33 protein-coding genes and 1 pseudogene are annotated in these 25,498 nt (G+C 43.4%); 18 read left to right on the plus strand and 16 right to left on the minus strand.

What is annotated here, in order from left to right; all coding sequences use genetic code 11:
- Positions 1 to 54 precede the first annotated feature (54 nt).
- A complete protein-coding gene (locus SULKU_RS07715) occupies positions 55 to 1,149 on the plus strand; it encodes a hypothetical protein (protein ID WP_013460391.1) in 1,095 nt (364 codons plus the stop codon).
- Positions 1,150 to 1,162: 13 nt separating this feature from the next.
- Here SULKU_RS07715 and SULKU_RS07720 read toward each other — a convergent pair whose 3' ends face one another.
- Positions 1,163 to 1,606, minus strand: a complete 444-nt coding sequence (locus tag SULKU_RS07720) for a TOBE domain-containing protein (RefSeq protein ID WP_013460392.1) — start codon at positions 1,604 to 1,606, stop codon at positions 1,163 to 1,165.
- A 10-nt stretch (positions 1,607 to 1,616) separates the two neighbouring features.
- Entirely contained in the window at positions 1,617 to 2,507 is an 891-nt protein-coding gene (locus SULKU_RS07725) for a NifU family protein (RefSeq protein ID WP_013460393.1), read from the minus strand.
- A gap of 103 nt (positions 2,508 to 2,610) precedes the next feature.
- Between SULKU_RS07725 and SULKU_RS07730 the strand changes: the two genes are divergently transcribed.
- The 4 genes from SULKU_RS07730 to SULKU_RS07745 are packed head-to-tail and all read left to right on the plus strand — an operon-like array spanning position 2,611 to position 4,335.
- Positions 2,611 to 3,006, plus strand: coding sequence for a NifB/NifX family molybdenum-iron cluster-binding protein (locus tag SULKU_RS07730; RefSeq protein ID WP_013460394.1), 396 nt, complete (start codon positions 2,611 to 2,613; stop codon positions 3,004 to 3,006).
- A complete protein-coding gene (locus SULKU_RS07735) occupies positions 2,999 to 3,226 on the plus strand; it encodes a hypothetical protein (RefSeq protein ID WP_013460395.1) in 228 nt (75 codons plus the stop codon). Before SULKU_RS07730 ends, SULKU_RS07735 begins: the two co-directional genes overlap by 8 nt.
- Positions 3,223 to 3,822 carry a hypothetical protein gene (locus tag SULKU_RS07740; RefSeq protein ID WP_013460396.1) on the plus strand — a complete coding sequence of 200 codons (600 nt, stop codon included), beginning with the start codon at positions 3,223 to 3,225 and terminating at the stop codon, positions 3,820 to 3,822. Before SULKU_RS07735 ends, SULKU_RS07740 begins: the two co-directional genes overlap by 4 nt.
- A 33-nt stretch (positions 3,823 to 3,855) precedes the next feature.
- Complete coding sequence (locus tag SULKU_RS07745) at positions 3,856 to 4,335, plus strand: hypothetical protein (protein WP_013460397.1); 480 nt, start codon at positions 3,856 to 3,858, stop codon at positions 4,333 to 4,335.
- A 29-nt stretch (positions 4,336 to 4,364) separates the two neighbouring features.
- On the opposite strand, the gene SULKU_RS07750 is transcribed toward SULKU_RS07745, so the two are convergent.
- The 3 genes from SULKU_RS07750 to SULKU_RS07760 are packed head-to-tail and all read right to left on the minus strand — an operon-like array spanning position 4,365 to position 6,843.
- Positions 4,365 to 4,676 (minus strand): hypothetical protein, encoded by a 312-nt coding sequence (locus SULKU_RS07750; protein WP_013460398.1) that lies wholly within the window; start codon positions 4,674 to 4,676, stop codon positions 4,365 to 4,367.
- A 20-nt stretch (positions 4,677 to 4,696) separates the two neighbouring features.
- Positions 4,697 to 5,848 carry a vWA domain-containing protein gene (locus tag SULKU_RS07755; protein ID WP_013460399.1) on the minus strand — a complete coding sequence of 384 codons (1,152 nt, stop codon included), beginning with the start codon at positions 5,846 to 5,848 and terminating at the stop codon, positions 4,697 to 4,699.
- Positions 5,848 to 6,843, minus strand: coding sequence for an ATP-binding protein (locus tag SULKU_RS07760; RefSeq protein WP_013460400.1), 996 nt, complete (start codon positions 6,841 to 6,843; stop codon positions 5,848 to 5,850). Before SULKU_RS07760 ends, SULKU_RS07755 begins: the two co-directional genes overlap by 1 nt.
- Before the next feature lie 112 nt (positions 6,844 to 6,955).
- Here SULKU_RS07760 and SULKU_RS07765 point away from each other — a divergent pair, with 112 nt between their 5' ends.
- Positions 6,956 to 7,513, plus strand: coding sequence for a hypothetical protein (locus SULKU_RS07765; protein ID WP_013460401.1), 558 nt, complete (start codon positions 6,956 to 6,958; stop codon positions 7,511 to 7,513).
- 38 nt (positions 7,514 to 7,551) lie between these two features.
- Here SULKU_RS07765 and SULKU_RS07770 read toward each other — a convergent pair whose 3' ends face one another.
- From SULKU_RS07770 to SULKU_RS07790, 5 genes are all read right to left on the minus strand, one after another.
- The gene (locus tag SULKU_RS07770; RefSeq protein ID WP_013460402.1) at positions 7,552 to 9,300 is read right to left on the minus strand and encodes a sensor domain-containing diguanylate cyclase; all 1,749 of its coding nucleotides are present in this window, start codon (positions 9,298 to 9,300) and stop codon (positions 7,552 to 7,554) included.
- 100 nt (positions 9,301 to 9,400) lie between these two features.
- Complete coding sequence (locus tag SULKU_RS07775; RefSeq protein ID WP_013460403.1) at positions 9,401 to 9,817, minus strand: ArsC/Spx/MgsR family protein; 417 nt, start codon at positions 9,815 to 9,817, stop codon at positions 9,401 to 9,403.
- Entirely contained in the window at positions 9,817 to 10,059 is a 243-nt protein-coding gene (locus SULKU_RS07780) for a hypothetical protein (RefSeq protein ID WP_013460404.1), read from the minus strand. The genes SULKU_RS07775 and SULKU_RS07780 overlap by 1 nt, the downstream gene beginning before the upstream one ends.
- Complete coding sequence (locus SULKU_RS07785) at positions 10,052 to 10,858, minus strand: hypothetical protein (RefSeq protein WP_013460405.1); 807 nt, start codon at positions 10,856 to 10,858, stop codon at positions 10,052 to 10,054. Before SULKU_RS07785 ends, SULKU_RS07780 begins: the two co-directional genes overlap by 8 nt.
- Entirely contained in the window at positions 10,827 to 11,990 is a 1,164-nt protein-coding gene (locus SULKU_RS07790) for a vWA domain-containing protein (protein ID WP_013460406.1), read from the minus strand. The genes SULKU_RS07785 and SULKU_RS07790 overlap by 32 nt, the downstream gene beginning before the upstream one ends.
- 176 nt (positions 11,991 to 12,166) lie before the next feature.
- On the opposite strand from SULKU_RS07790, the gene SULKU_RS07795 reads away from it, so the two are divergent.
- From SULKU_RS07795 to SULKU_RS07805, 3 genes are read left to right on the plus strand one after another with little or no spacing between them, the layout of a single operon-like run.
- The gene (locus SULKU_RS07795; protein ID WP_013460407.1) at positions 12,167 to 12,736 is read left to right on the plus strand and encodes a hypothetical protein; all 570 of its coding nucleotides are present in this window, start codon (positions 12,167 to 12,169) and stop codon (positions 12,734 to 12,736) included.
- 59 nt (positions 12,737 to 12,795) lie between these two features.
- On the plus strand, positions 12,796 to 14,217 hold the full coding sequence (locus SULKU_RS07800) for a DUF5677 domain-containing protein (protein ID WP_013460408.1): 1,422 nt from the start codon (positions 12,796 to 12,798) through the stop codon (positions 14,215 to 14,217).
- Positions 14,204 to 15,349: a hypothetical protein gene (locus tag SULKU_RS07805; RefSeq protein ID WP_013460409.1), complete on the plus strand. Its 1,146-nt coding sequence runs from the start codon at positions 14,204 to 14,206 to the stop codon at positions 15,347 to 15,349. Before SULKU_RS07800 ends, SULKU_RS07805 begins: the two co-directional genes overlap by 14 nt.
- 44 nt (positions 15,350 to 15,393) lie before the next feature.
- On the opposite strand, the gene SULKU_RS07810 is transcribed toward SULKU_RS07805, so the two are convergent.
- From SULKU_RS07810 to SULKU_RS07825, 4 genes are all read right to left on the minus strand, one after another.
- The gene (locus tag SULKU_RS07810; RefSeq protein WP_013460410.1) at positions 15,394 to 15,783 is read right to left on the minus strand and encodes a type II toxin-antitoxin system VapC family toxin; all 390 of its coding nucleotides are present in this window, start codon (positions 15,781 to 15,783) and stop codon (positions 15,394 to 15,396) included.
- A gap of 5 nt (positions 15,784 to 15,788) precedes the next feature.
- Positions 15,789 to 16,019, minus strand: coding sequence for a type II toxin-antitoxin system Phd/YefM family antitoxin (locus SULKU_RS07815; RefSeq protein WP_013460411.1), 231 nt, complete (start codon positions 16,017 to 16,019; stop codon positions 15,789 to 15,791).
- 67 nt (positions 16,020 to 16,086) lie between these two features.
- Positions 16,087 to 17,100 carry an ATP-binding protein gene (locus SULKU_RS07820; RefSeq protein ID WP_013460412.1) on the minus strand — a complete coding sequence of 338 codons (1,014 nt, stop codon included), beginning with the start codon at positions 17,098 to 17,100 and terminating at the stop codon, positions 16,087 to 16,089.
- Positions 17,097 to 17,426 (minus strand): nitrogen fixation protein NifQ, encoded by a 330-nt coding sequence (locus SULKU_RS07825; protein WP_013460413.1) that lies wholly within the window; start codon positions 17,424 to 17,426, stop codon positions 17,097 to 17,099. The genes SULKU_RS07820 and SULKU_RS07825 overlap by 4 nt, the downstream gene beginning before the upstream one ends.
- A gap of 122 nt (positions 17,427 to 17,548) precedes the next feature.
- On the opposite strand from SULKU_RS07825, the gene SULKU_RS07830 reads away from it, so the two are divergent.
- The 4 genes and pseudogenes from SULKU_RS07830 (at position 17,549) to SULKU_RS14440 (ending at position 21,035) form a co-directional block, all read left to right on the plus strand.
- Positions 17,549 to 18,403 (plus strand): energy transducer TonB, encoded by an 855-nt coding sequence (locus SULKU_RS07830; protein ID WP_013460414.1) that lies wholly within the window; start codon positions 17,549 to 17,551, stop codon positions 18,401 to 18,403.
- 8 nt (positions 18,404 to 18,411) lie between these two features.
- Complete coding sequence (locus SULKU_RS14435) at positions 18,412 to 19,092, plus strand: energy transducer TonB family protein (RefSeq protein WP_049766970.1); 681 nt, start codon at positions 18,412 to 18,414, stop codon at positions 19,090 to 19,092.
- A 269-nt stretch (positions 19,093 to 19,361) separates the two neighbouring features.
- Positions 19,362 to 19,886: pseudogene (locus SULKU_RS15445) on the plus strand (cache domain-containing protein); the annotation flags it as partial.
- 201 nt (positions 19,887 to 20,087) lie between these two features.
- Positions 20,088 to 21,035 carry a sensor domain-containing diguanylate cyclase gene (locus SULKU_RS14440; RefSeq protein ID WP_425358597.1) on the plus strand — a complete coding sequence of 316 codons (948 nt, stop codon included), beginning with the start codon at positions 20,088 to 20,090 and terminating at the stop codon, positions 21,033 to 21,035.
- Here SULKU_RS14440 and SULKU_RS07850 read toward each other — a convergent pair.
- Together SULKU_RS07850 and SULKU_RS07855 are read right to left on the minus strand one after the other, a co-directional pair.
- Entirely contained in the window at positions 21,014 to 21,967 is a 954-nt protein-coding gene (locus tag SULKU_RS07850; RefSeq protein ID WP_013460416.1) for an HpcH/HpaI aldolase/citrate lyase family protein, read from the minus strand. The two genes, SULKU_RS14440 and SULKU_RS07850, sit on opposite strands and share 22 nt — an antisense overlap.
- On the minus strand, positions 21,936 to 22,298 hold the full coding sequence (locus SULKU_RS07855; protein WP_013460417.1) for a hypothetical protein: 363 nt from the start codon (positions 22,296 to 22,298) through the stop codon (positions 21,936 to 21,938). The genes SULKU_RS07850 and SULKU_RS07855 overlap by 32 nt, the downstream gene beginning before the upstream one ends.
- 68 nt (positions 22,299 to 22,366) lie before the next feature.
- Here SULKU_RS07855 and folD point away from each other — a divergent pair, with 68 nt between their 5' ends.
- The 5 genes from folD to SULKU_RS07880 are packed head-to-tail and all read left to right on the plus strand — an operon-like array spanning position 22,367 to position 25,491.
- A complete protein-coding gene (folD, locus tag SULKU_RS07860; RefSeq protein ID WP_013460418.1) occupies positions 22,367 to 23,224 on the plus strand; it encodes a bifunctional methylenetetrahydrofolate dehydrogenase/methenyltetrahydrofolate cyclohydrolase FolD in 858 nt (285 codons plus the stop codon).
- Positions 23,221 to 24,045, plus strand: a complete 825-nt coding sequence (gene lepB, locus SULKU_RS07865; protein ID WP_013460419.1) for a signal peptidase I — start codon at positions 23,221 to 23,223, stop codon at positions 24,043 to 24,045. Before folD ends, lepB begins: the two co-directional genes overlap by 4 nt.
- Positions 24,032 to 24,709, plus strand: coding sequence for a site-2 protease family protein (locus SULKU_RS07870; RefSeq protein ID WP_041667044.1), 678 nt, complete (start codon positions 24,032 to 24,034; stop codon positions 24,707 to 24,709). The genes lepB and SULKU_RS07870 overlap by 14 nt, the downstream gene beginning before the upstream one ends.
- 8 nt (positions 24,710 to 24,717) lie before the next feature.
- On the plus strand, positions 24,718 to 25,155 hold the full coding sequence (gene rpiB, locus SULKU_RS07875; protein WP_013460421.1) for a ribose 5-phosphate isomerase B: 438 nt from the start codon (positions 24,718 to 24,720) through the stop codon (positions 25,153 to 25,155).
- 3 nt (positions 25,156 to 25,158) lie between these two features.
- Positions 25,159 to 25,491 carry a membrane protein gene (locus tag SULKU_RS07880; protein WP_013460422.1) on the plus strand — a complete coding sequence of 111 codons (333 nt, stop codon included), beginning with the start codon at positions 25,159 to 25,161 and terminating at the stop codon, positions 25,489 to 25,491.
- Positions 25,492 to 25,498: the final 7 nt, after the last annotated feature.

The following is a 25,498-nucleotide window of genomic DNA, read 5'->3' on the forward strand; positions in this document are numbered from 1 at the left end:
CTATTTTTGGAATATTTTTTGCTTGTTTTTACAAATACAATTTAGGAACGGGCAATGTCTGTCAACAGTGTCGCATCACAGTCGATTTTTCAAAATACTGCTGCCTCCGTTATCAAACGAACGGATACGGCTTCCGATACCGCCGTAACATCGACAGATGCGATTATTGTATCTGCCGCGAATAACACAAATGCAACCGTTTCTACCAAGTGGGGGTTCAAAGTCGATGAGAACGGTTTCTTCGGAAGCGATTTCAACAAAGCGGCGGGGATTCCCGTAAATGTCAAAATCCACCAAATCACGATGCAACAAGCCGAAGCATTCGAACAAGCCAGTGGAACCGGAGCAGACCCATTAACGATTGTTTCCAAAGTGTGGAGTTTATATAAAACCGTTACAGGTAGTACCCTAGATCCCGATGGGACAGGCTATATGAGTCCTAAACAAGTAGATGCTATGCCTCAATCTTACACATCGAAAGGAAATGTGCTTGAGGGTATCGTTGCAGTTCAATATACCGTTGCTGAATCTGTAAAAGCATCACCCCATGCCGAATCAATGAGTAATCCAGGGTTCAGAAGCATGGCTCAGTACGGCACAGGTACCGATGAAGAGATTGTTAAACGCGGTCGTGATTTATACAATTCCTATACAGGCAATAAAAACGATAATTCATTACCTAAAGACAAATTGTCCATCGGTGAATTATTCGGAAATTTCTTTAGCAATTCTGTGGGGAATGAAACACAACAATATTTAGACCCGAATCACGAGTATGCTGCACCGGTCAAAGATACGCAAATCTATTGGCAGACATTGAAAAACGGTCAGGGATATGCTCAATATATTATAAATGCATTTGGACAAAATACACTCGATGAAATAATAAACTACATGGGAATCGACCATGGTGCTCCGCTCGCTGAGAGAAAATTTTCTCAAGAATTAGCGGATAAGTTTATAACAGAGATGAATAAAGAGATGAAATCCCAATATGCCCTGTATCAGGCAAACAAATATTCGTCACTAGACACATCAATATCGAAATCGAACGATATTGATATGTCCAGTCCACTCTCTCAAGGCTATCAAATCGCTAAAAATATCAAATTACCTACAGCAGGTACTTTAATAAATATCGGAGCCTAAATAATACTATCCTTTACGAATGTGTCAGCTTTGCTGCACATTGTTCATACGAGGCCGGATCCAAAAGCGGAGTAAGCTTGATATCGACCGCTTTGAGCAGCAGCGTTACATTGCACCCCTCGCAAAGTTCCATCCTCTCAAACGCATCGGTCGTAATCAGCGAATTGAGTTTCCCGCAGGGGGTATCGACACTCACTTCGCTAAGAACTGTCCCCTTACGAAAATGTTGCAGTTCGCCTTTTAGGTGGTTTTCGATCGAGACACTCTCGTCTTTGTCCCCTTTGTAAAGGGCGATCGCCGCTTCCTGAACCTGACACTCCACCTCATCACCTACACGAAGCCATTTAGGTAATTGTGTTTTCAGCAATTTCAAATCTGTCCCGTTGACACGAACCGTGATGCAGCTAAAAAACTCATCAGTTTTGATATCTTCTACTTTTGCTTTTATCGTGTTCATGACGATCCTCCTACCAGAGATAAATCACAATCTTTTTATCGATAATGTTTTCAAACTGCTCCAAAATCATCCCCGCCGTCGACGTAGGCCCCAAATGGCATCCCGAACAGGCGCCCAGATAGCGCAGCCAGATTTCCGGAGTGTCCCCACCGACATAGTTGACGAGTTCCACCCCTCCACCGTCACTGGCGAGAATCGGCGCGAGATTTTCCGTGATAACCGATTCGATCTTAGCACGCTGTGAGCTCTCATCCATCATACGAAATGTGACATTTATGTCGGAGGCATCGTTTTGATTGCTGACATACGTGAGAAGCGAGTGTGCCTGCGATTCACCCGCATGGGCCGCACGGATCATCCATTTCATCGAGTTAAGGACGTCATCATTGCGAAGTAAAATCCCGAGTTTCAGCTGGGCTGTCGGCATATTGGCTTCTGCAGCTACCGTATAATAGCGGATCGATTGTTCTTTATCCGCTTCCGTACCGATTCCGTTTTCATACATACCGCCCAGATAAAATGACGCTACTTCATGATTTTTCTCTGCCGCACGTTCAAACAGAGAAAATGCTTTGTGTATATCTTTGGCGACACCGTATCCTTTGACGTACATTGTCCCCAGATTTACCATTGCATCCGTATTGGACTCGCCCAATGACTCCCAAATCGCTTTTGCCTTCGTATAATCTTTTGCGTCATACGCCGTAATGGCCGTTTCCATTAATGATTGGGCTTCCATACTCTTCTCCTCATACCGTTTGATATTTCTTCGCAGATCATCCATAGCTTCATCGTACGTTTCACCGAACCCTTTTACGTCGGGAAGATCACAGCTGTAAATCTCATAGCCGTCTCCCTCTTCGTTGCTGAAATAGTGATAATGGGTACGAAGCTCATCCATCGGAATCTCTTTTTAACTGATTTGGCAAAGATACTGCAATTGCCGTTCTAACACGAAGAATAATAAATGCATAACACTCCGTATCTGACACAAAGGAGCATCTATGATAGCCATCCCTGTCGAATCCGATAGCCGTGACGTTATGAGCACGAAGCTTTTCGGTAACGCACCGTTTTTTGCATTGGTCAATCCATCGGACAAGTCCTATACCCTCGTTCCTAATGAGGGATGCGGCAACGGTATTATGACCGCCAATTATCTGTTGGAAAAAGGGGCTACTTCCGCCGTATACGGATTTTTGGGTGACGGACCGTTTCATGTCATGGTTCGCGGAGGCATGAACGTTTATTGGTTGGGAAAAGAGGCGATGCCTCTCACCCAAGCAATCGATATCGCCTTATCCGACACACTGACGCATGTCACGCTCGACAATGCCAAGCAATATCTTGATCCGGGTACCGCGGCGGGTGCGTGCGAATGCGGGTGTTCCCATGACTGAGATCATTACATCTGAAATGGGCGAAATCCGCCGTCTAATCGTCGAAACGGTCGCCAAACGCAATACCCTGAAAATTGAAATGGAAAAATGGTACGAGTCCAATACCGGGCGTTTCAGCCGAACCAATGAATTGATTACCGTCGATTCGACCCTTAGTGAACTCGACAGTCACTACAAACGTCTATGGGACTATCATAACGGATCAACAAGAGCTTCATGAGCAGTTTTTCCTCTTCGGCGCGTCTGGTAACCGATATCAGCGAGATCGACCAATACCGTCGGATATTCGATAAAGACCAGGTTAAAAGCGGAGAACCCCACTGGGCGAGTATGGGGAAAAATACGATCACCCTTTTTCAGGTATTGATCGATCAGGATCTGACCCATCTGGTGATGGTACTCGAACATTATCCGAAATACATCGAAGCCGTTTGTGAGCATTTCCGCTATGCCTACAGTTACAGCGAAAACGAAGCGAATATCGATGCGACATCGACGCTGCTAAAGATGGGGGAACCCTATTTTACGAAACAGTTTGTCCGAAACGTCATCCGAAAACTGCCTCGGATCGATACGATAGAGCGCGATGAACTGCAAGAATTCATCGAACGCCTAAGCGCTCATCAGGAGATATGGCATCCTATCATCGTCATGCATTATCGTAATGCGGTTTCGCAACACATTAATGCTACACTGTTGCATCCGCTGCAACGGATCGTATTGCAAAAAAAGCTCTCCGCTATCCAAGAGGTGACTACGTACGATTACGAAGCATCCGATCGGGATTCCCATCTCGATATACCGTACATGACCTAAACGGTTCAAATTTAACAATGGAGATATAAAACGATGAATGAAAATCTGCGAAGCGAAATATTAAAACATGCCCGAAATGCGTTTGAGAGAGCATGTACTTTACGCGAAAACGAACGTATCGAAGTGTATCTCTTTGATGGTACCGTCAAAACAAGCGATGTTCTGGGCGAAGAAGAAAAAATCGTCTACAGCCCCAACCGTATTTTGTGCTACCAAGTGTGGGGGCACGATTATCTCGAAGAGGAGATCCGCGCATGGATCGATCAGGCACGTCTTGAAATCAATCCGAAACCTCTCGAAGAGAGTATTCTCGAGACATTGGATAAAGTGGCGAAATCAAAAGGGATCACTACTGAAGAGGTCAGTTCCTACGAAGTATTCGCCAATCTAAGAATGGATCAGCTTGAGCAGATCGAACATGCCATCATCGAATACTGGTGGGATAACAAAGAGGTAGAAAACGCCAAATCATTGGCTCTGGATCAGATCAACGAAGCACTCAAAGGGCTCTAAAAGAAATCTCCCTCTCGGGAGAATACCGGTTATACAAAAAGCCAAATCAGCAAAGCCGCACCGAGTCCGAGGTTGAACCAGCTTCCCCCCTCTTCAAAGAGCATAACCAGAAGATCAAAATAATACTTATCGATGAGAGAAGTCGCATGAAGCAACCCCTCTTTGGCATAGGCGGTGATTTCAACCCCCCAGATAAATGCAATGATCTCGGGAAGTATAATAAAAACGACGATTCCCAAAAAGCCCCATACTGATTTATCCGGCTTCATGGAAACAACGGCTTTTTGAGTTACGGGGCTTTGAGCGATTTGACGAGCTCTAATATGTAAATTGTTTCTCATACTGAAATTATACAATCTCTTTACAAATGAAAAATCACCAAAGCTCTTCCGAACGGCACTTTCGCTTTTCGCGACAACGCCCATAACACTTCATAATTAGGGGGAATGCGGGGGAATGAGCCTTCTCCGTCGGTAAAATAGAGCAGCATCGTCGTCATCGGAAGAGCAGCTTCGACGTAATCAAACGTCGGACGATAATCGGTCCCCCCTCCCCCTTTGAGAGGAAAATCCATCGGATCTCCGCTGATAAACGTATGATGGGCATGGACTTTTGCATCGGCGATGATGAGTTCGATTTTTACCGAAGGGAAGTTTTGCATGATCGTTTTAAATTCCTCCATAAACGCCCCCAACAGCTGATCGTCGATCGAGCCGCTGGTATCGATAGCGACACAAAGGCTCAGGGTATCGCTGGTGAGCGAAGGGAGTGCGATACCGCGATGGATATGCTTTTTATTCGGCGGCATAAAAGCGTAATTATTGCGCATATGGCGGTTGATCGCATTGTAAAGCTCAAAGCGCCAATCCACATCGGCGGGCTTCACTTTTTTCCCCAGCCTCTCCAGCCCCAGCGGCATCGCCCCCTTGCGCTGCGCTACCTCCTGTGCAATCGAAGCGGCGTATTGCCATTGCACTTCATCGGCAGTATCAAGCTCATCCGCGATTCCTTCAATATTGCCGAAACTCTCCTGATCGCTGATCTCTTGATCTCCCGCAACGGCATTAGGAATACTATCGCCGCGCTCATCGAACGCATCCCCTTCGCCCAGATTCATTTCGCTTTTGAGCGCTTCATAAATCTCTTCGGCGTACATTCCCTCATACTCTTTGTTGTAGTTCGCGCCTACGGGGATATGCAGTCCGCTTTTGCTTAGGAGATTGTTGATGGCGTAATCGGTTGAGAGCTGCCACAGTTTTCCCCGACGGTTCAACCGCCGTTGCTGATGGGAAAGGACGTGATGCATTACACAATTGGTGAGGATAAACATCACCTCTTCGACGCTTCTGCGCTCCAAAAAATCGTTATTGTAAAGAAACCGTACTCCGTTACTCGCATATGAGTTCAAAGCATCACTCGGTTCATGTTTGAGCCGTGAAGCGAGCATCCCGAAATAGGGGTATTTAACCGTCAAAAGACTTTTGGCTCTGAGGAGAAGTTGTTCGGACGACATTATCGTAACAATGTGTTGAACTGACGCATCCATAAAGGCCAACTCTCGAGATGATCGAGTTCGATTTTGCGGGTGCGGAGATCCTGAACGATCATTACGGCAAATTCTCCCGGGAGTTTAAGCGAATAGGTGATCAGATTGCCCAGTTTTTTGCTCCCCGTATAATCGTTGACACGCATCGTCAGTGCCGTGCAGAGAATATGCAAAGCGGAAGGGTCACTCGGAACATCCGTACAGGTTCCCTCCATGATCGCATCCAAATCGGGCAGCTGCGACGCTACCAGACGAAATCCGAGATACGATGCGGCAAGCTCTTCACCGATCGCCCCGCTTACCATCGCCATAATGAGATCGTCTTCCGGATTGGAAGCAATGATGTCATGAACGTATTGCCAGGTTCGCGGCGTCGCAAACGATCTGCTCTCAGCATTAAAGACGAACAGTGCATCGGGACGGTGGGAGATATAGGCGATGATCGAGGGCTCTATCCCCGAGCCTATCGCCCAGTTACGCCAATCGTCGACATTCGCTTCCATCTCCAGATGGACAAACCGGTTTGCCAGAGGTGCCGCCATCCGAAACACGACTCCGCGGTCGCTCTCGCGGTTCCCTGCCGCCACGATCGCCCATCCATCAGGGAGACGGTATTCGCCGATTTTACGGTCTAAGATTAACTGATAGGCAGAGGCCTGTACCATCGGTGCGGCGGTATTAAGCTCATCGAGAAACAGAATCCCCCGCTCTTGCGAGCCATCGGGCAAAAATGCCGGAGGCGCCCAGATCGCGCTGTCGTTTTTGGAATCAAAAAACGGAATACCGCGCAAGTCGGTCGGATCAAGAAGCGAAAGACGCAGATCGATAAACCCAATGCCGGCTTCCTTGGCGATCTGTGCCACTATCGAAGATTTCCCGATCCCCGGAGGCCCCCATAAGAATACGGGGACTTTACGCTCACACAAATGGGCGAGCGAGCGTTTGGCACTTTGAGGGTTCATAATGAGTATCCTTGAAAATAACAATGTTTAAAATACTTATGCATTTATTGTGCGAAAAAGGTAGAACAGGAATTGTATTGAGAGAGTTAACCAATATTTGAAGGAACACACTATGTCTATCCAAAGCTACATCGCTGACAACAAACTCGAATGGATGATCGTTTACAACGCACCGACCGACGCATACAAATACGCATACCGCGGATGTCTCGTAGTCACTGAAGGTAAAGTAATCACTCCGGATAAAAGTCTCCCTCCAAAAGAGATCGTTAAACAAGTTATCCTTGCGACAAACTCGGACAAAATCGATTTCTTGGCATGTGAGCTCACATCTTTGGATGTTTTTGAAGGTTTCGTAGCGAAATATAAAGAGTTCTTGACTCCTGAGGGAAAATATCTCCTTTTCGTCTCTGATATCATCGGAAAAGGGACATTTGTTTATGAAGGGATTACGTTCAATACATTTGCATTGGATGAGAGTTCTGTCTGGAACGACTTGCTCGATCTTGCCGATCTTTCAAAAGGGGATTTGAAAAAGATGTCTGATAAAGAGAAAATCGATACGGTATGTAAAGATATTCTTCGCAGCAACCTCCGCCTTAGCGAAAAAACGTATGAAGAGATCAAAGCGTTGCAACGCGGCGGAAAACTCTCTTTCGGAGCAGTATAACTCTCTCTCATCGCCTCTGTTCTTCGGACAGAGACCGATCATTCTTGCATATTTAAATTATTCCGCCCGTTGTTTTTAGCTTTATACAGTGCCGTATCCACCCGTTTTACAATCTCAGCAAAACTCTCATCATCTCTGTACGTTACCAATCCGAGGCTGATGGTGATTTTTCCTATGCCGTCAAAAGTATGCATTTCGATAGTTGTGCGTATTCTTTCACCTACTTCCTTGGCCATTTCGAGTGTCGTTCTCGGCAATATGATCATAAACTCTTCACCGCCGACCCGTGCAAATATGTCACTCTCTCTTAAACACGATTTGACTCTTTCGGCAATCATCCGCAATACGATATCGCCGACATTATGACCGTATGTGTCATTGACTACCTTAAAGTGATCGATATCAAACATCAAAAGTGAAAAGCGTTCATACCGTTTGGCTCTTGATATCTCATTTTGGAGTGCACTGTTGAAGTAGTACCGATTATAGATCTCGGTCAGAGTATCGGTCAGGGCAATTTTTTCCATCTTCTCATACGCTTCGTTTAATTCGGCTGTCCGTTCTTTGACGATATTCTCAAGTCCATAGTTTAATGCCGTCAATTCTTTGTTTTTTGTTTCAATCATTCTCGAATAGTTCAGAAATCGTCTGCGAATACTGTTCGATATGCTGTACGAGCCGATAAGTGATACGAAAAGAATAATACCGGACAGTAGAAGGATATTTTTCAACTGTTTTTGATTGATTCGTGTCAGCTCCATTTTTTTATCCGCTATCTTTCGATTAACCTCTTCCGAGTAAAATCCGCTTCCGATAATCCAGTTACTGTTCGGTACCCGTTTGGCATAGGTATGTTTTTGTTCAATCCTGCCGTTTTCAGGATTTTTCCATTTGTATGAGACCCAAGCGGCATCTTTTAAACCAGAGCTCTTAATAATCTCTTTTATTAAATATTTGCCGTCACTGTCTCTCAACTGCAAAACATTTTTACCGATCAAATCGCGATTTTTACCGGCCAATACGAAGTTGCCTTCATGATCAATGACGAAAAAATATTCACTTGTCCCGACGGTACTGTTATTAATAATATCCAGAGTATTTTTTTCAATCTCTTTGATGGATGTATCAAGATACTCCGCAGAGCCGATATACCAATTGTACATACCTAATTTTTTAACGTATACCAATTGTTTAAACTGAAGTTTCGGATCGTAATTCGGCCGGGTAAACGTATCCCATAAATACCCGCCGCCCGATTTTTTAACCAGCGCTATCTCCTCACGTATGACATTTCGCTTCGTAGAATCTTTAAAATTGATGATGCTGTGCCCTTCCAAATGTCGTAAATACTTCGGTGCCAAATGAAAAACACCGTCATAATCCAGAATAAATATAAAACTCTCACCGCCGTTCCAGACAAGAGGTCTCAATGAATCGGTTATCATTTTTTGGATGCTTTGCGGAGTGTGCGTATCTTTATTTTGAACATAAATATTTTTAGCAACCGAGTAGGCCGTATCAACGCGGGATTTAACCTTTTCTTTCAACATTCGCTCTGTCATTGAGCGTTGATATCCTATCAATTTTATAGAGCTGTCGATTTTGGAAATAATAATATTTTTTTGCGTCTCGATATAGGTACGTTCAATCTCTTGAATCGAATGTATATAACGCTGCTGATTTTGATAGATAACGACGGAGGAGATGAGGATAACAACAAACGGTATAAAGACCAGAGGACCGTACGCGATAACTCTAATAAGATTCTTTTCGACCAAGAACTTCACAATAGGCCTTTATCACACAAATATTTGATTATTAAATATATCCTTCCTTTCAAACTATTATAATACATTATATTCTAACTATTGCGTTCACTCTTAATATTTATTCCGACCTCTTTTCCAAACACCCTTTTTCCATGCAATTAATCTTCGGCATCGGTTCGACATAGCGTTCCAATACTTCCGATACTTTATCCGCATCAAACCCGCACAGTTTTTCGCTTCCGATCACCATTAACGGACGGCGAATGAGGATCGGATTGGACATCAACAGCTCCATCGCCGCTTCTTCATTGAGGGTATCGGGAGAAATTTCTCCGTTCTTGATGGCGGGGGCTGCCGGATTAAACCAATCCGTAACTTTTTTTTCTCCCATGAACGTTCGAAGCGTCTCTTTATCCAGATCGTGTTCGAGAAGATTGCGTTCGATGATCGTACATCCGCTCGCTCTTAGAATCTGTTTTTGCTTGGCATTGGCGGCACAAAAAGGTTTTTCATAAAATACGACCAGTTTAATCACTATTCCACTCCGATGAGCATACGCCCTTTTTTATTGAGATAAAAGGTGTCATACCCGTCATCTCCCACCGTCATACACTCCCCCAGATATCCCTCATCATACAGTTCCCGAATACTTTCTTCTACCACACTTTCATCCATACGGGCATATTCAGCGATATCGATGGCCTCGTAGATATTGTAATCGATCTCATCACTCAGGGCGTAAATCGCTTTCATGACATTTAGTTTGTTTTCAGACATGGGAATCCTTCAATAGAGCGATTTGCTTCGTTAGGACGATCATCTGCAACGGATGAAGTTTCTCTCTCTTCATCCATGTGTCAAACTCTTCGACATAGTGCTCTTTGATCTTCGGATGCAACTTTCGTGCTTGATCGCACAACTCTACCAAAAGCGCTTTGGCTTCATCGAACGTTTGATGCTTCAACGGACGCAAACGGCGGATTACTCCCTCGACCAATCTGTCGTTGCATAATGCGCCTGAGAGTTCCAGAAACTGTGATCCCCTCAGCGCCGTCGCATAATGTTCGTTCCAAATACGGCCGTTGATCATCTGATCACAGGCCTGATCGACAAAAACGGGAAAGAGGCTCAATACTTCCAGCAATTCGGAAAAATCGTTATCGACGAGAGCGCGAAAGAGCATTCGACTGCGGTTGCGGATATGACGGCGCAAATCGGGGTTTTCAATCACCGCGGGATTCAGACGAATAAAGCGCTCCAACGCCCCCAGACGGGAGTGGTTAAACGCCATAATCGCCACATCCGTATTTCTATCCCCTACCTGAGTGGGATGAGAACCGCTGGGACGGTGAAATGCCCATAACAGCCTTGCTTCATCATCCGGATGATCTAGATAAATCGCATCCCCCTGCTCTTCGAAGTCCAAATCGTCTTTCAATAATTCGATGTGATCTCGATAGCTTAATTCTGCCCCATCTGGGGCAAGCTTCAGTGCCATAGCGGCAAGCGCAGATTCGGGGGCTTTGCCCTCGGATCGTTCTGAATCAGATAAGATCAAAGTAGACGACGTCTCCATAACGTTCAAACCTTTTCAAATTTTGTTTTTCACTCAGTAAAAACAGTGTCTGCATAGCAGGAGCTTTCTCAACCGTAAAATAGCCGTCACTCAAAATTACCGCCAAATTTTTCTCCCCGGCATGGGTGTTTAGATACTCCAATACGGGGGTGAACTGTGTCCCGCCGTTTCCTTTGGCAAACTCTATCTGCGGCAGTATCCCTTGGGCATCGTAGCTTTTTTTCTCCTCGACGTAGACCCGCTCATCAAACGGTATGACACTCACCTCGAAATCATGGCTCATGCGTACTATTGAGTCAATTATCCCTAAAAATCGGGAAAAAACGTCACCTGTAATACTCATAGAACGATCCAAAAAGATAAAAAAACTGAGTCGGCTGCGGTCATAGCGGTATCCGGGGAGATAAAGCCCCTGATGGATAAATCGGCGATTCGGACGGGAGAAATCGGACTCTTTGTCGAAAAAGCTCTCCGACATATAAGCGTGCAGCAGCGTATGAAGGTCAATGGAAGGCTTGGTGATCTCATCGAACATCTCCAAAAGCGATGCGGGGATATTCCCCTGCTTCCGCGCCGCCCCCATCGCTTGTATAATTAACGCATCGAGTTCTTCCTCGGCGACCTGGGTATCCCCCTCGTGTTCGATAATATCCATCTTTTGCTGTGTCGGGTTATCTTCAGATTGTTGCCCCTCCCCCTCATCGCTTTCACGGTAAAGGGCATGGTAGACTTCCTCGACACTTTTGTCGCGAAACGACTCGATTACCATCGCCTCTTCATCCGCCTGTCCCACACGTTGAAAATCACTCAGCAATAGTCCAATAACGATGTCGCATGAGCGGTTCCATGTCGGCTTATCACGCCCCTTTAGGCGAAACGGATGTTTGAGGAGGATATGGAGCAGTACATGGGCATAGAGATATTTAAGCCGCGCGTCATCGTATCCCGATGCTTTGCTTTCATCGACACGGATACTGACACCGTCGGTCTCGAAGAGCATATGGGGGTTACTCTGGTATTTATGGGGAATTGAGAGGGCTAGGACGCTGAGAAACGGATGGTCAAAGAGAAACTGAACCCGTATTTTTTCCAGACGATTTTTGATGGGGGTATCCTTTGGATATTTATCCAAAAAAATGCAATTTTTATACTATGTTCTCTATCAAAATCAACACGGCAAGTTCACAGAAACTATTTTAAGAAAAACAACATATAATAGGATATTTCAAATCTCCATTGTGTAGTGAATTGCTGGAAAAATAGTATATTTTGGTATAAAAAAAAAGAGTTATAGCATAAAGGAATTTTATGACAAATAGTGAGTTAGATAATTTTTTAAAATTATTTTATAAACTCAAAGAAGATTCCATAAATGCTAGATATGGATTTGATGATGAGTGGGACATATTTATAAAAAAAATTTTGCCATTATCTCCAAAATCATATGGAACAAAAATTCAAAATAGAATTATGGAAAAGAATAATTTGTTATCGGTAAAAGCAAATGAGAATTTAGGTGATTTTAAAAAAGACAATAAATACTTTGAAATAAAAACCTCGCTACTAACCATTACAAATAAAATTGCAAATATTGCAGGCATTAGGTCTAAGCAAAACGTAGATGGCTATTATGTATTCATTATTGATGCAATAAAATATGAAAGTATTACTACTTATTCTTTTAAACTTTCAAAAGACAATATGGAAAAAGAATTAAAAATATTAAAAGCCATACCTTTAAATGGTACAAAAGAAGCCAACATAGAAAACAATAACTCTGCTCTTAGGTTTGGACTACCGCTAGAGAGTGAACATTTCAACAGATGGGTAGAATATTATATGTTCACAACAGAAGATGATATTGTTAAAACTCTATAATAAAGTATTATATTTATCAACTCAAACGTTGCATCTAGTTGTCATGGATAGGAGAATTTTTGAAAAAAAACAATATGACAAGTGATTTAAAAAGTCATAAATATAATAAAGGCTTGATTCAGCCTCCTATGAATACCCTTGAAAATATGCAACCAATTTCATGGACAAATGATAGATTGCCTGAATACCTTTGGCTTGGTTTAATACTTATGAACTTTGATCGTACGGAAGGGATTGAGCAAGCTGGAAAAATTTTACAAGAAATTGCTCATATTAACAAAACGATCATAAAACCTAAATTATCTATTGTTTTATCTTTACCTGAAATAGAACAAGAAGACATTTACAAAATTATTTGTAATAACGTAAATCCAAAATACTTAGCACCGTTAACAGCTATCTACAGAAATTTTGAGTATCCAGTTTTTAACAAATATTTTAATTTTCCAGATATATTGATAAGTGAAAGAATTAAATCTATTGCTAGTGCTGTAAAAATATATTATGGTCATCAGTCATATGAAGCTACTGATTTGAGATTTGTTGTATTGTCAATGATGGTTTTTCAAGACAAACTTCGTGTTCATAGAGGAAGTGAATTGCCAGAAATTTTTGCGAACTATCCATATACTGATCATAATGATGAAAAAATGAGAATGTATCGCCCAATGCTTAGAGCAACAGAAATGGATATTGGAAATCAACAAAACCAAAGTTTTATTAATAATTTTTGGAAAGAAATAGGGTTGAAAACAGAATGTCAGCCATTAATAATCAGTTTCAATAAGGAAGAGGACTTGGATTACAAAAAGTATATTTTAGAACTTCAAGACAAAATGAATCATTTGTTATCTGTAAAGAAAGAGCAGTCATTACATGATGATAAATTCCATGTTATTATGGGTACAGCTATCTATGCATTAAAAATATTTAATGATGTTATTACAAAAGAATTAGGTGACTCAATTTTAGGTCGTCATGCATTTAGAACAATTTTAGAAGCATATATAAATATAAAATATTTACTGAAGATAGAACCAGAAAATTCAAATGTATGGATGGAATATAAACTTTATGGAGTTGGAAAATATAAGTTCCCATTACTAAAAGAAAGAGAGAATAGTAACAAAGAAGAGCATATCCATTTTGTAGAGCCAATAATAGACACAATCATAAATGAAATTTTATGGGAAGAATATGTAGATATAGATCTACGATATTTCGACAATAAAAAAGTCAAGGAAAAATTTGATATGGTGGACGAAAAGTATTTATATGAAGTTCTTTATGAATACGACAATAACTTTATACATGCTTTTTGGGGAGCTGTAAGAGAAAGTTCAATGCTTCATTGTGAGAATGCTACACATAAATATCACTTTTTGCCTGATATCAATTTTGAGCAAAAAATGCCTTCCGTTAATCATGATATTTATAAAATCATGATGAAAATCCAAAAATTAATTGATGAAACAATTTAGCATGTCATTTGCCAATATTCAAAAATTTCAAACTCAATATCTTGATTTGATAAATGGTTTTGAAAAGCATATTTTTTCAGATGGAGCAGACCAAAAAACAATCTCTATGATACTTGATGAGATTGTATGCTTTTGGCTCGATAGAAAAGAAATCGCATCTTTAGAATTAAAAAATTTGTCTTCAGAAAAAGAGTGTTTTTTACTGGCAGGTGCAATATATTTAGATATTAAAGATAATGATCATTATATTTACAAAGCATTAGGAAATGAACATTTTGTCTCTGACCCATTATTAAGATTAGAGCATTTCTTTAGAATTCCTGCAAAATTATTTGATACTAAATCTATTGAACTATTTAGGAGAGCCTATAGTGATTTGAAAGAAATATTATCAACCTATCAAACCTATTTTTATATTTTACCTATCCATATAATTGCTATAACTAATGCAGAAGAACATTTTGAGCTATTGCATAAATTCTACTTAAGATTTGTCAATTCTGTTTTAGATGAAGAGTTTGAAAATTTTGATGATTTTTTTGAAAAATATACAACCTACGATGAAATTGAACAAAACATAGTTCCATTTTTCAAAAATAATTTAATACTTGAAAAACATTGCAATGAAGTATCAAATTTAAAAGAAGCAATTGAGGCATATATAAACTCATTTGATTTGATGGTATCAGTCACAAAAAACTATTCAGAAGCTGAAAAATTCATCGTTGCACTTCAAAATTACGTCACACAGATAATGGAAATTCTATTAATTGCATCTATTACAAATACAATTCCTTTTATTCGATTTAAACCTACTTTTCATTATTTAACACTCGTAATGTATACATTTATTGAAGATGAGTTTTTTAAAAATATGATAGAAAAAACAATTGTATTTTATATTTTTTACTACACAGTAGAAAAAAAGGAATTAATTAAAATAGATTTCAATGAATTTGCCAAAATCGTTCAAGAAACGAACTTCTTAAATAATATATTGCAAGAAATGAAAAAAAACAATATTGATATTTTTAAAAAAGGTGTACCAGAAGTTGCTAATATTATCAACGAACAGTTCTGTATGAAGATACAACAACACCTAGTACCAAATGCTGAAGCGTCGGCTGATTGAGGCGTCAGACAATCGAGGGCAAGCAGTATTCCTTAAAATCCATGTTATGCTCTAAAAACTTCTATCTCCAGCTCTTTAACAATTCGGTAATGTTTGTCATTGGCGGTGATGAGTTTCATCCCATACGTCGTAGCCGTCGAGGCGATGAGGGCATCGGCGAGTTCCATGCTATGGCTCAAAAAATATTCTTCAACGTAAAAAAGCGCTTTCGCCGAAATCTCTTCACTCATGTAGATCGTTTTGGTATTCCATTGTCGCAGTGTCTGCTGAAAACGTCTCAGTTCCTCTTTGTTGCGCATCCCCTGCACCAATTCGATATGGGTCACCCCTGAGATACAAAAATCTCCCAGTGAGTGGATTAGCTTTTTGGCATTTTCATTGCCTCGTAGATACCATATCAGAACATCACTGTCCACTAATATTTCAAATGCCATAAGGGTTAAAACGCTCTACGTTTACGCATATTTCGTACCATCGTATCGACATTATCATCCCTATCACTCCACATCCCGAATATTGCATCATCTTTGGGTGATTGAGTGGAGTCATCATAGGAGATGAGTTTGGCTTTGGCTTTTCCGCGATGGGTGATCGTCACATCCTCACCCTTGCTGAGGACATCAAACAAAAACGAAACGTTAAAACGTAAATCTTTGGCGGTTACCGTCATTGCAAATCCTTTAAATTTATACTTAAAGTATAAACTATTAATCTTGATTTCACATTAAACGGAAGATTTAGAGAATATAATCCCCATACTTCTCTATCCACTCATCAAACTCATTACACTCAGCGATCGAAGCATCTTTGACGATCGCATCTTTGATCAGCATCACCCCAAACTCGGTCGGTAAAACCTGAGCAAAGCCGAACAGATGTTTGGATGCCTCCGCATCGCCTCGGTACAGTTCCACCAGCGCCGAAACAAGCGCATACAGCAATGCCGGTTCGCTTTTATCGATGCTCGGATATTCCCCACGATAAATTGCCCCGACATCGGGGAGTTTTTCATATACTTTGACGTAGGAGAGAAACTCTATCCCCGCACCGTAACCGATCAATCCGTAGATGATCGGAGCGATGCGTGAGGTATCCTCAGAGGTTTTTAGAACATTCGAGAGCATATGGTAACTGCGCGGCGTTGCAAATGCGGGATTGCTGTCGTCTTCGCTGACAGGTTCGGAGGTGAGCAGATCGGGGCGAAAACCCAAAAATCCGATGACAAACGGGTGAAGTCCCTCACGGATCGCGAAGAGTTTAAAATCTTCAAACCGCGCTTCGACACTCAGATGAACCATCCGGTTCGCCAGCGGCGTCGGAAGACGAAACACGACGCCCCGATCGGAGATGCGGTTCCCCGCACAGATAATCCGCCACCCTTTGGGCAGTTCATACTCCCCCATTTTGCGGTTCAGTACCAGCTGATAGATCGCCGCTTGAACCGAGGGGGGAGCGGAGTTGAGCTCATCGAGAAAAAGGATGCCGTTCGAATCTTTATCCCGAGGGAAAAAAACGGGGCTCATCCATACCGTCTGCTCATCTCTTATAGCGGGGACGCCACGCAAATCGACGGGGTCCATCTGAGAAAGACGGACATCCACGAGTTCAAGATTATGTTTTTTCGCCACTTCGGCAACGATGTATGATTTTCCGATTCCGGGACTGCCGTGGATAAAGACGGGGAGATCGGCACCGATAAGAGTATCGAGATGGGTGTAGAGTTCCGTGGTCGTGATCGATGGGGTCTTCACGCACTCGCCTCCGCGATGATACAGGTAAAGCAGTGTTCCTGATCATTGCAGGTCGCGCAGGCGGGAGCCACTTTCCCGATCGCATCGTAGAGGAATTTTTTCCACAATTTGTCTTTGGGTTTGAGTTCGGCAAGACGAGGGAAGTGCTGTGCCATATATGCACCCATCTGCACACGGCTTTTAAACCCTAAATCCTGATAAAGATGGTTCATCTCCAGCGATTTTTTGGCGATTAGCGGTGCGATGACATAACGCGCTTCATCATCCGCGGCATATTTTTTCAGATACCCTTCGATTTCGCGGGCTAAAATATCCAATTCGCTCATTGCAGTATCCTTGAACGGTTTTATTGTTTAGACAATGCAATTTTCATGCGCGATATTCAGGCAAATCTTTTTTCACTCCATTGCAACTTTCCATTAGGAAAATCAAGGTAGAATGCGCGGTTATGAAACGAACCAAATCTTTTTCTCTTTACGCATTCATCATCGCCCTTTTGGTTCACATCATCATTTTGCTCGTGCTTATTTTGCTCGATCAGTTCAAACCCGCTATTCCGCCGCAGCCGAAACCGGACGAACCTCAGGAAGAGCGGTTCAAACTCTCGATCAAAGAGCGCCCCACTCCCGCCAAAGAGTCTCTCGTTAAAAACGATATTCCGAAAGTTACGCCGAAACGCTCCATACCGCGAGGAGAGCAGCTGATCAAAGAGGCTCAGCCTCTGCCGAAACCTCAGCGACAAAAATCGGTGGCATCCGAAGTCAAGCCCGTTGCCCCGGCACCCGAACCGCTCCCTGAACCAAAAAAAGCGTTCGAGCGCCATGTCGCCAAAACAGTTGCCGATATAGAGCGCAAACCGATCCCAAAAAAAGAGCAGGGATTGTACGATATCCTTTCCAAAGCCGATCCCTCCGCACAAGACCAACCGGTAAAAAGTTCTACGAAGCTGACCGATTCGATCCAGCGTCTTTACGGTGACAAGTTTAACCAGCTCTCAGAAGGGGAACAAAAATACATCCTCGACAACCAAGAGGTAATGCGCCGTATTACTCAGAGCGTTCTGGACCGCTACGGACACTCCCGCATCCCCGACAATATCCGTATCAACGATACCAATATGGTGGAGTTTTATCTCCATCCCGACGGAAGCATCTCCGATATGCGTCTACTGAAAAACAGCCAGCTCTCGATTTTGGACGATACGACCAGAGAGGTGATCGAACTTGCCTATGCCAAATACCCCAGACCGCAGCAAAAGACGCTGATCCGCTATCGGGTGTGGTATAACCTTACCGGGTATTAAGCGCTATCTTGTATCAGAAGATGAAACCGAACCGACCACTCTTCGCACTGCTCATCGCCCTCTTGATTCATGCTTTGTTAATAGGTTTGTTTTTGGGATCGACCGCATTCGATAGACAGGATAGAAAACCGTTTTACAAAGAGAAACGTTTCGGTCTCACACTAAACGAAGAGACCGAAGTGACCGAAGTGACCGATACTTCCGAAGCGACACCGCCCGTCACGGCACCCATTGAGCGTTTAAAGTTCCAAAAGCCAAAAAATGCCCCGATACCGACTAAAAGCGTTGAAACCACTTCCCTCGAAAGCGGGCTAAAGCCTTTCAGCGAAGCCGACCGAGACGAACTCCCTTTTTCCGTTCTCCACCACTACGGCGAGGAGTTTTTCAGCCTCTCGGCAGGTGAGCAGCACTTCATTATCGATAATCTTCAAAAAATCCGAAAGATAAACGAAGTTGTCGGTACCCGATTGCTGCGAGAGAGATCCGATGTCGATCCGAATGACAATAATGTCGTCGAATTCATCCTCAATCCCGACGGAACCATCAGTGACCTGAGCTTGGAAAAAAACCGGATCGGAACACCGCTGGATGAGCTGACCTTGCAAACCATCAATCTCGCCTATCCCAAATATCCCAAGCCCGAACAACCGACGCACATACGGATACGAGTTTATATCATCGTCAAATAAATATAGATTTTTCTTCAACACAAAAAATAACAATCACACAATATCATAGTATAATATTATCAGCACAATCAGGAAGAATTATGTTCAAAAAAAATTTTAGATTTATGTTTACCCTTTACTTCGTTATATTCGGCATTGTCATTGCACTCTTCGGCTCAATGATCGGATATAAAATCCAGATGATCAATGTCCAAGAACGGATTGATCAAAACGCCGAAGAGGTAGCGTTCAATAAAAAAATAAATACTTTGGAACCCAGCATAGACGGCATGGACAGTATGGTCATAGCACTCGCTACCAATAAAACACTCCAAGAATATATTGAAGAGCCAAACTATCAGCATAAAAACGACATGATCAATCTGTTTTATGCGATTGCCATGTCGGACAATCTGATCATGCAGGCGCGCTATATCGACGCGGAGGGTAAAGAGAAAATTCGGGTTGATCGCCTTAACGAATCGAGCATACCGTTTGTCGTAGAGGATGCAAAACTTTAAGACAAAAGTACCCGGGACTATTTTCAACATGTCAGCAAGATGCCTCATGGAAAAATCTGGCACTCCAAACTCGACCTCAATATCGAAAACGGTAAGATTGAGGTCCCTTTCAGACCGACCATCCGTATCGCGACACCGATTTACAACAAAGATAAATTTGTCGGTATCGTCATCATCAATATGCTCACCAATAAACTTTTAGACAGTTTGCGTACATCACCCGTATTTGAACACTATATTATCGATAAAGAGGGGAATTTCATCCTACATCCCGATGACAAACTCTCATGGTCAAAATATGCCAAAACCTCTGCCAAACTTATCAGCGATTTCCCGACCGAAGCATCACAAATTTTGTCCGGCGTCCGCAAAGGGGAGAATTTTTATGCGTATACACTGGATGATGTATTGCATAATGACGATGATGCGATCTTAATTTTGAAGCCGAAAGCCGACTATAAACATTCGCTCATTCTCTCCAATATTCAATCGGCCGTGGTTGTTATCATTTTAAGTATTCTCCTGAGTATCCCGCTTGCGCTTTATGCATCAATAACCCCCTCAAAATTGCAAAAAGCGCTCTGGATATCCAATAAAGAGCTCAAACGTTTTACTGATATTCTCGACAAATACGTCATCTCCGTTACCACAAAAACAAACTCTATCATCACGACGGTAAGTTCCGCTTTTGAGCGGGTTTCAGGGTATACAAAAGAGGAACTTTACGGGAAAAAAATAAATATTATCCGACATCCCGACACCCTTAAAGAGACGCATGAAGATCTTTGGAATACGATCGAAAACGGCAATGAGTGGCACGGTGAACTCAAAAACAAAGATAAAGAGGGACAAGAGTATTGGCTTGAAGAGTCTATCATTCCGATCAAAGATGAAAATGAGTCTATCATCTCCTATATATCGGTCGGAATCGATATAACCGCTAAAAAAGAGTTGGAAAGGATATCTACCATTGACAAACTGACCGGTGTTTTCAACCGGCGCCAGCTTGATCAATGCATCCACCATGAAATCGAAAAAGCATCGCGCTATCATCGTCCCCTCTCTTTGCTGATGATCGATATCGACCATTTCAAAAAAGTAAACGATACTTACGGACATCAAATCGGAGATTATGCTTTGGTAGCCGTATCTAAAATACTTTCCGAGCATATACGTTCAAGCGATGTGCTCGGGAGATTCGGAGGGGAAGAGTTTGTAGTCCTCTGTCCGGAATCAGATAAGAACGAAGCCGCCGCATTAGCAGAAAACCTCCGGCATGAGGTGGAATCGTTCTCTTTTGATGCGATAGGAAGTCTCACGATCAGTATCGGCGTCTCTGAGCTCAAAGCCGAAATGAGCAATGACGAACTTCTTTATAAAGCCGATATTGCCCTTTATAAGGCGAAAAACGGGGGAAGGAATCAGGTAGTCGCCGAGGGATAATTGCAGTGCGCCAGCACCGCCAGCGCCCCCTTGTAAATCGGCTCATCGATAAAACCGAAGCGCTCATCCGTAAAGCCGCTGATTCCCCGTGCATACTGTTCTTCGAATAGACGGACTATTTCACGGCACTTCTCGATCTCCGCTTCGCTGTGGCCAAAAATCTCATGGATCATCTCGACCTGTGCTGGGGCAATACACCCTTTAGAATCAAATCCAATCATCTTCTCTAGCTCCAGCCAGTTTCGCAGACCGTCACTGTTTTTATAATCCTGATAGACAAACGAGACCGGTTTGACACCGCAGGCACGGCATGTCATCAAAAAATGGGAAAGCATATACTGTACGGCTGGATTATCCGGCAGCAAAAGGCTCTGAGAAAGCCCCAAATCGGCGAAAAGGTCTAAAACACCAAGATAAAATGCTTTGATCCGCGGATGAAGCGCTAAGTGCGAAAGCGCCAGCCATGCCTCTTTCGTCTCGATGGAGAGGTGTATTTCGATCCCCTCATCCACCAATTCAAGCACTCTTTGGACATCCTCCGCACTTCGTATCTTCGGAACTCTTATCCCATCGGGCATAAAAGGATTGAGAAACGAAATCTCTTCCTCTCCCCCCTCACCGAGCGGATTAACCCGGACAATGAGCTTTTTGTCGATTTTGGGATTGGAGGCCAATGCTATCGCACATAAGGCAAGAGCATACGGTTTTTGTTCCGTACTGACACCGTCTTCGAGATTAAGCATCAGACACTCGGCGCTCAAGGAGGGAATTTTAGAGAGGTGTTTGATATTATGGGCTGAGATCATCATAGCGGAGCGAAATGAGATAGAGTTATTAAGGTGCCGTTTTGTAGGAACGGCAAGCGCTTTAAGGGATATGATATCGCCTGAGGCGATAAGCTCACTGAGTTTTTGCGGGTTGCGAAGCGGCATGTTTAAACTCCTCTCGATGGAGATAATAATAAAGTGTTTGAATCTCGGTGTCGGTAAGATAATAGCGCGGCATTCCAAGAATTCGGCTGTTCAACTTCAAATAAAAATCTCGAAACGGAAGTTTATTGATCGCTTTGCCCGCGAAAATTTTCCCTTCCCCTTTGTCCCGATATCGGGCGATCAATTTTCCTTCACCTGCCTCTCCGTGGCACAAATGACAGCCAACTCCCCGGGGATTGTGATAGAGCCCGGCGGCATACTCTTCTTTGGTAATAAACGACTCCGCAAATGAGAGTGTAAAGGTCAAAAATAGTAGAAAAACCCCGCGCACCTGATCCCTTTAACCAAATATTAGTCTTTTAGCGGTATGATACCCAAAAACAATTTGACGGTGGTTAAATGCAGATTCTTGACGGTAAAGCGCTCGCACAAAAAATAGAAGAAAAGGTCTCCTCCGGAGCCAAAGAATTCAAATCTCTTACCGGGCGGGTTCCCGGTTTGGCGGTAATTTTGGTCGGGCATGATCCTGCGAGCCAAGCCTACGTCGGAATGAAAAAGAAAGCATGCGACCGTGCCGGATTTTACTCCGTCACCCATGAAATGCCGGACGATATTTCTCAAGACGCGATTATCAAAACGATCGAAATGATGAATCAAAATCCCAATATCGACGGTATTTTAATCCAGCTTCCTCTTCCCTCACACATCGATACTACGAAAATTCTTGAAGTAGTCGCCCCCACAAAAGACGTTGACGGGTTTCATCCTTACAATGTCGGACGTCTGACGACGGGTCTTGACGGGTTTGTACCGTGTACGCCGCTGGGTGTTATGGAGCTTCTTGCCGAATACAACATCGATGTGAAAGGGAAAAACTGCTGTGTCGTCGGAGCATCCAACATTGTCGGAAAACCGATGGCATCCCTCTTGCTTAATGCCAATGCCACTGTTGAAATCTGCCATATTTTTACCGATGATTTGAAAAAACACACGCTCGCAGCCGACATTATCCTCGTCGGTGCCGGAGTGATCAATCTGATCAAAGAAGATATGGTTAAAGAAGGTGCCGCCGTTATCGATATCGGAATCAACCGCGCCCCTGACGGCCGCCTGGTCGGAGATGTCGATTACGATGCCGTTGCTCCGAAAACTTCCTATATTACCCCTGTTCCGGGCGGAGTCGGGCCGATGACTATCGCCATGCTTCTTTCCAATACCCTCAAAGCCGCCAAAATACACGCAGAAGAAGAGAAATAACCTTTGAAAAAAAAATATTTAGCGCGGCACACAGCGCGTACCGTTTTTCCAATTCATGGACCGGGACGATCATCATCGTTTTGTTCGTCATTTTTTTCGTTGCCCAAGCATTCCGTATCCCCAGCGGATCTATGAAAGACTCCCTGCTGATCGGAGACCATCTTTTCGCTAAAAAATTTGCTTACGGTATTTCTACTCCCCATATTCCGTTTCTCGAAATCCCTCTGATTCCGGGAACCGACGGGCACATTATCGACGGTGACGAACCTAAACGCGGCGATATCGTCATCTTCCGCTATCCGAATAACCAACAGCTCCATTACGTCAAACGATGCGTCGCCCTCCCCGGTGATGAACTGTTTTTAAAAGACAAAATCCTCTACCTCCACCCGCGGGAGGGGAATGAATATGCTGCAAAAGCATTTCCGGGATATGACCTGGTCGACATCGACGGAAAAATGTGGGTCAAAGATCCTTATACCAAAGAGCATCCGGGAATCCATCACGATGAGCGTATCATAAATGACGGCATGATGCCGACGGAAATCTTTGATTTCGGCCCGATTCAAGTCCCTGAGAAACAATACTTTATGATGGGGGACAACCGCGACCACTCCAACGACAGCCGATTTTGGGGAGCCGTTCCGTACGGATTGATCGAGGGGACACCGTGGTTTGTCTATTTCAGTCTGGATTCCAATTACGAAGTGCGATGGGATCGAATCGGAAAAACTCCTGCCGATTTAGAGCAGAAAGAGCCGCTAAGCCGTGCCGTAGCAGAGCGGATCCGCGAAGACGCCAATGACCATGAGCTCTATTGATCTGCTCGAAATCGCTGCGGCGATAATAGCGCTGCTCATTGCCATCATCGGCCATGAAATTATGCACGGATGGGTAGCCTATAAATACGGCGATCATACTGCCAAAAGCCAAGGACGGCTCAGTATCAATCCCCTCATCCATATCGATCCGTTCGGTTCGATTCTCGTCCCCCTTATGACCTATTTTATCCCTATGCTCCTCGGCGCTTCCAGCGGATTTTTATTCGGATGGGCGAAACCGGTTCCCGTCAATATACTCACCGTCCTTCGCAGCGGCGGATACAATGCGGCGATGCAGGTCAGTCTGGCAGGGATCGTATACAACATCTTTTTAGCTACCTTATCCTCCGTTGTCCTTCTATCGATGGCACAGCCGAGTGAAGCCGACGGCATTACCTATATTTTCGCCTACCTGCTGATCATAAAGCTGTTATTGATCAACGTCGTTTTGGCGGTATTCAATCTATTGCCTATTCCCGGATTCGACGGCGCCCATTTTGTCACCTATTTGTCACTGAAATATAAACTGCACGCCGTCGCCGAATTTTTCACTAAAGCCGAACCTTATGGAATGATTGTTATCATCATCATATTGGTTACTCCGCTTAAAATACCGCTGGTTATGTGGCCTATTGAAGCCGTTTTACATTTATTATTGAAGTAAGGAGAGTTATGAAGTTTTACATTGCCACCGATCACGCCGGAATCGATCTAAAAAATTTTACCGTTGAGCTTCTCCGCTCAAAAGGGCATGAAGTCGTTGATCTCGGACCATTCGATAAAGAACGGGTCGATTACCCCGATTATGCGGTCAAAGTATGTGAAAACGTCCTTGCCGACTCTTCGGCACAGGGGATTTTGATTTGCGGTTCGGGAATCGGCATGTCCATGGCGGCAAACCGTTTTCACGGTATCCGCGCAGCACTGTGCCACGATGCTTATACCGCAAGCGTCGCACGCGGACATAACGATGCCAACGTCCTCTGCTTCGGTGAGCGTATCGTCGGTCAAGGGGTTGCCGAATCGATCCTAGATGCCTGGATTGCCGGAAAATTCGAAGGGGGACGCCATTGCGGCCGAGTAGATAAAATAGAGGCTATCAAAGGATAAGGTATGTTTTTAGAGTGGTCATTGCTCACAATCGTCACCTTAGGTGCCCTTTTCTTCTTAGTCAAAATGTTCTATTTTAGAAGCATTACCGTAAAAGAACAACGCAGCAGTGAAATGATGAAACTCACCCTGAAAGAGGCTGAAGTATTGATTCGAAAGTATCAGATACAACTTCAGCGTGCATTGGGAAATGTCGACATTCTCAGCGAAGAGTTGAACAATTTGCGTAACGAAGTAAAATCACTTAAACAGCGTAACTCTAAGCACCGCTCCGAAACCGACCGCCTACAAAATAAAATCAAAGAGCTTGAAGGGCGTATCGACGCCCTTATTTAAGAAAGGA

Origin of the sequence: Sulfuricurvum kujiense DSM 16994, from assembly GCF_000183725.1 — a bacterium.
Classification (GTDB): Bacteria; Campylobacterota; Campylobacteria; order Campylobacterales; family Sulfurimonadaceae; genus Sulfuricurvum; species Sulfuricurvum kujiense.

What these genes read in the sequence shown, in the direction of transcription:
- SULKU_RS07795 (WP_013460407.1), top strand. Translation starts at nt 12,167, where the DNA reads ATGACAAATAGTGAGTTAGATAATTTTTTAAAATTATTTTATAAACTC.
- SULKU_RS07735 (WP_013460395.1), top strand. Translation starts at nt 2,999, where the DNA reads ATGACTGAGATCATTACATCTGAAATGGGCGAAATCCGCCGTCTAATC.
- SULKU_RS07815 (WP_013460411.1), bottom strand. Translation starts at nt 16,019, where the DNA reads ATGACGGTAACCGCCAAAGATTTACGTTTTAACGTTTCGTTTTTGTTT.
- SULKU_RS07760 (WP_013460400.1), bottom strand. Translation starts at nt 6,843, where the DNA reads ATGAACCCTCAAAGTGCCAAACGCTCGCTCGCCCATTTGTGTGAGCGT.
- folD (WP_013460418.1), top strand. Translation starts at nt 22,367, where the DNA reads ATGCAGATTCTTGACGGTAAAGCGCTCGCACAAAAAATAGAAGAAAAG.
- SULKU_RS07805 (WP_013460409.1), top strand. Translation starts at nt 14,204, where the DNA reads ATGAAACAATTTAGCATGTCATTTGCCAATATTCAAAAATTTCAAACT.
- SULKU_RS07755 (WP_013460399.1), bottom strand. Translation starts at nt 5,848, where the DNA reads ATGTCGTCCGAACAACTTCTCCTCAGAGCCAAAAGTCTTTTGACGGTT.
- rpiB (WP_013460421.1), top strand. Translation starts at nt 24,718, where the DNA reads ATGAAGTTTTACATTGCCACCGATCACGCCGGAATCGATCTAAAAAAT.
- SULKU_RS07810 (WP_013460410.1), bottom strand. Translation starts at nt 15,783, where the DNA reads ATGGCATTTGAAATATTAGTGGACAGTGATGTTCTGATATGGTATCTA.
- SULKU_RS07740 (WP_013460396.1), top strand. Translation starts at nt 3,223, where the DNA reads ATGAGCAGTTTTTCCTCTTCGGCGCGTCTGGTAACCGATATCAGCGAG.
- SULKU_RS07830 (WP_013460414.1), top strand. Translation starts at nt 17,549, where the DNA reads ATGAAACGAACCAAATCTTTTTCTCTTTACGCATTCATCATCGCCCTT.
- SULKU_RS07745 (WP_013460397.1), top strand. Translation starts at nt 3,856, where the DNA reads ATGAATGAAAATCTGCGAAGCGAAATATTAAAACATGCCCGAAATGCG.
- SULKU_RS07725 (WP_013460393.1), bottom strand. Translation starts at nt 2,507, where the DNA reads ATGGATGAGCTTCGTACCCATTATCACTATTTCAGCAACGAAGAGGGA.
- SULKU_RS07780 (WP_013460404.1), bottom strand. Translation starts at nt 10,059, where the DNA reads ATGTCTGAAAACAAACTAAATGTCATGAAAGCGATTTACGCCCTGAGT.
- SULKU_RS07720 (WP_013460392.1), bottom strand. Translation starts at nt 1,606, where the DNA reads ATGAACACGATAAAAGCAAAAGTAGAAGATATCAAAACTGATGAGTTT.
- SULKU_RS07715 (WP_013460391.1), top strand. Translation starts at nt 55, where the DNA reads ATGTCTGTCAACAGTGTCGCATCACAGTCGATTTTTCAAAATACTGCT.
- SULKU_RS07730 (WP_013460394.1), top strand. Translation starts at nt 2,611, where the DNA reads ATGATAGCCATCCCTGTCGAATCCGATAGCCGTGACGTTATGAGCACG.
- SULKU_RS07765 (WP_013460401.1), top strand. Translation starts at nt 6,956, where the DNA reads ATGTCTATCCAAAGCTACATCGCTGACAACAAACTCGAATGGATGATC.
- SULKU_RS07825 (WP_013460413.1), bottom strand. Translation starts at nt 17,426, where the DNA reads ATGAGCGAATTGGATATTTTAGCCCGCGAAATCGAAGGGTATCTGAAA.
- SULKU_RS07750 (WP_013460398.1), bottom strand. Translation starts at nt 4,676, where the DNA reads ATGAGAAACAATTTACATATTAGAGCTCGTCAAATCGCTCAAAGCCCC.
- SULKU_RS07880 (WP_013460422.1), top strand. Translation starts at nt 25,159, where the DNA reads ATGTTTTTAGAGTGGTCATTGCTCACAATCGTCACCTTAGGTGCCCTT.
- SULKU_RS07870 (WP_041667044.1), top strand. Translation starts at nt 24,032, where the DNA reads ATGAGCTCTATTGATCTGCTCGAAATCGCTGCGGCGATAATAGCGCTG.
- SULKU_RS07850 (WP_013460416.1), bottom strand. Translation starts at nt 21,967, where the DNA reads ATGCCGCTTCGCAACCCGCAAAAACTCAGTGAGCTTATCGCCTCAGGC.
- SULKU_RS07785 (WP_013460405.1), bottom strand. Translation starts at nt 10,858, where the DNA reads ATGGAGACGTCGTCTACTTTGATCTTATCTGATTCAGAACGATCCGAG.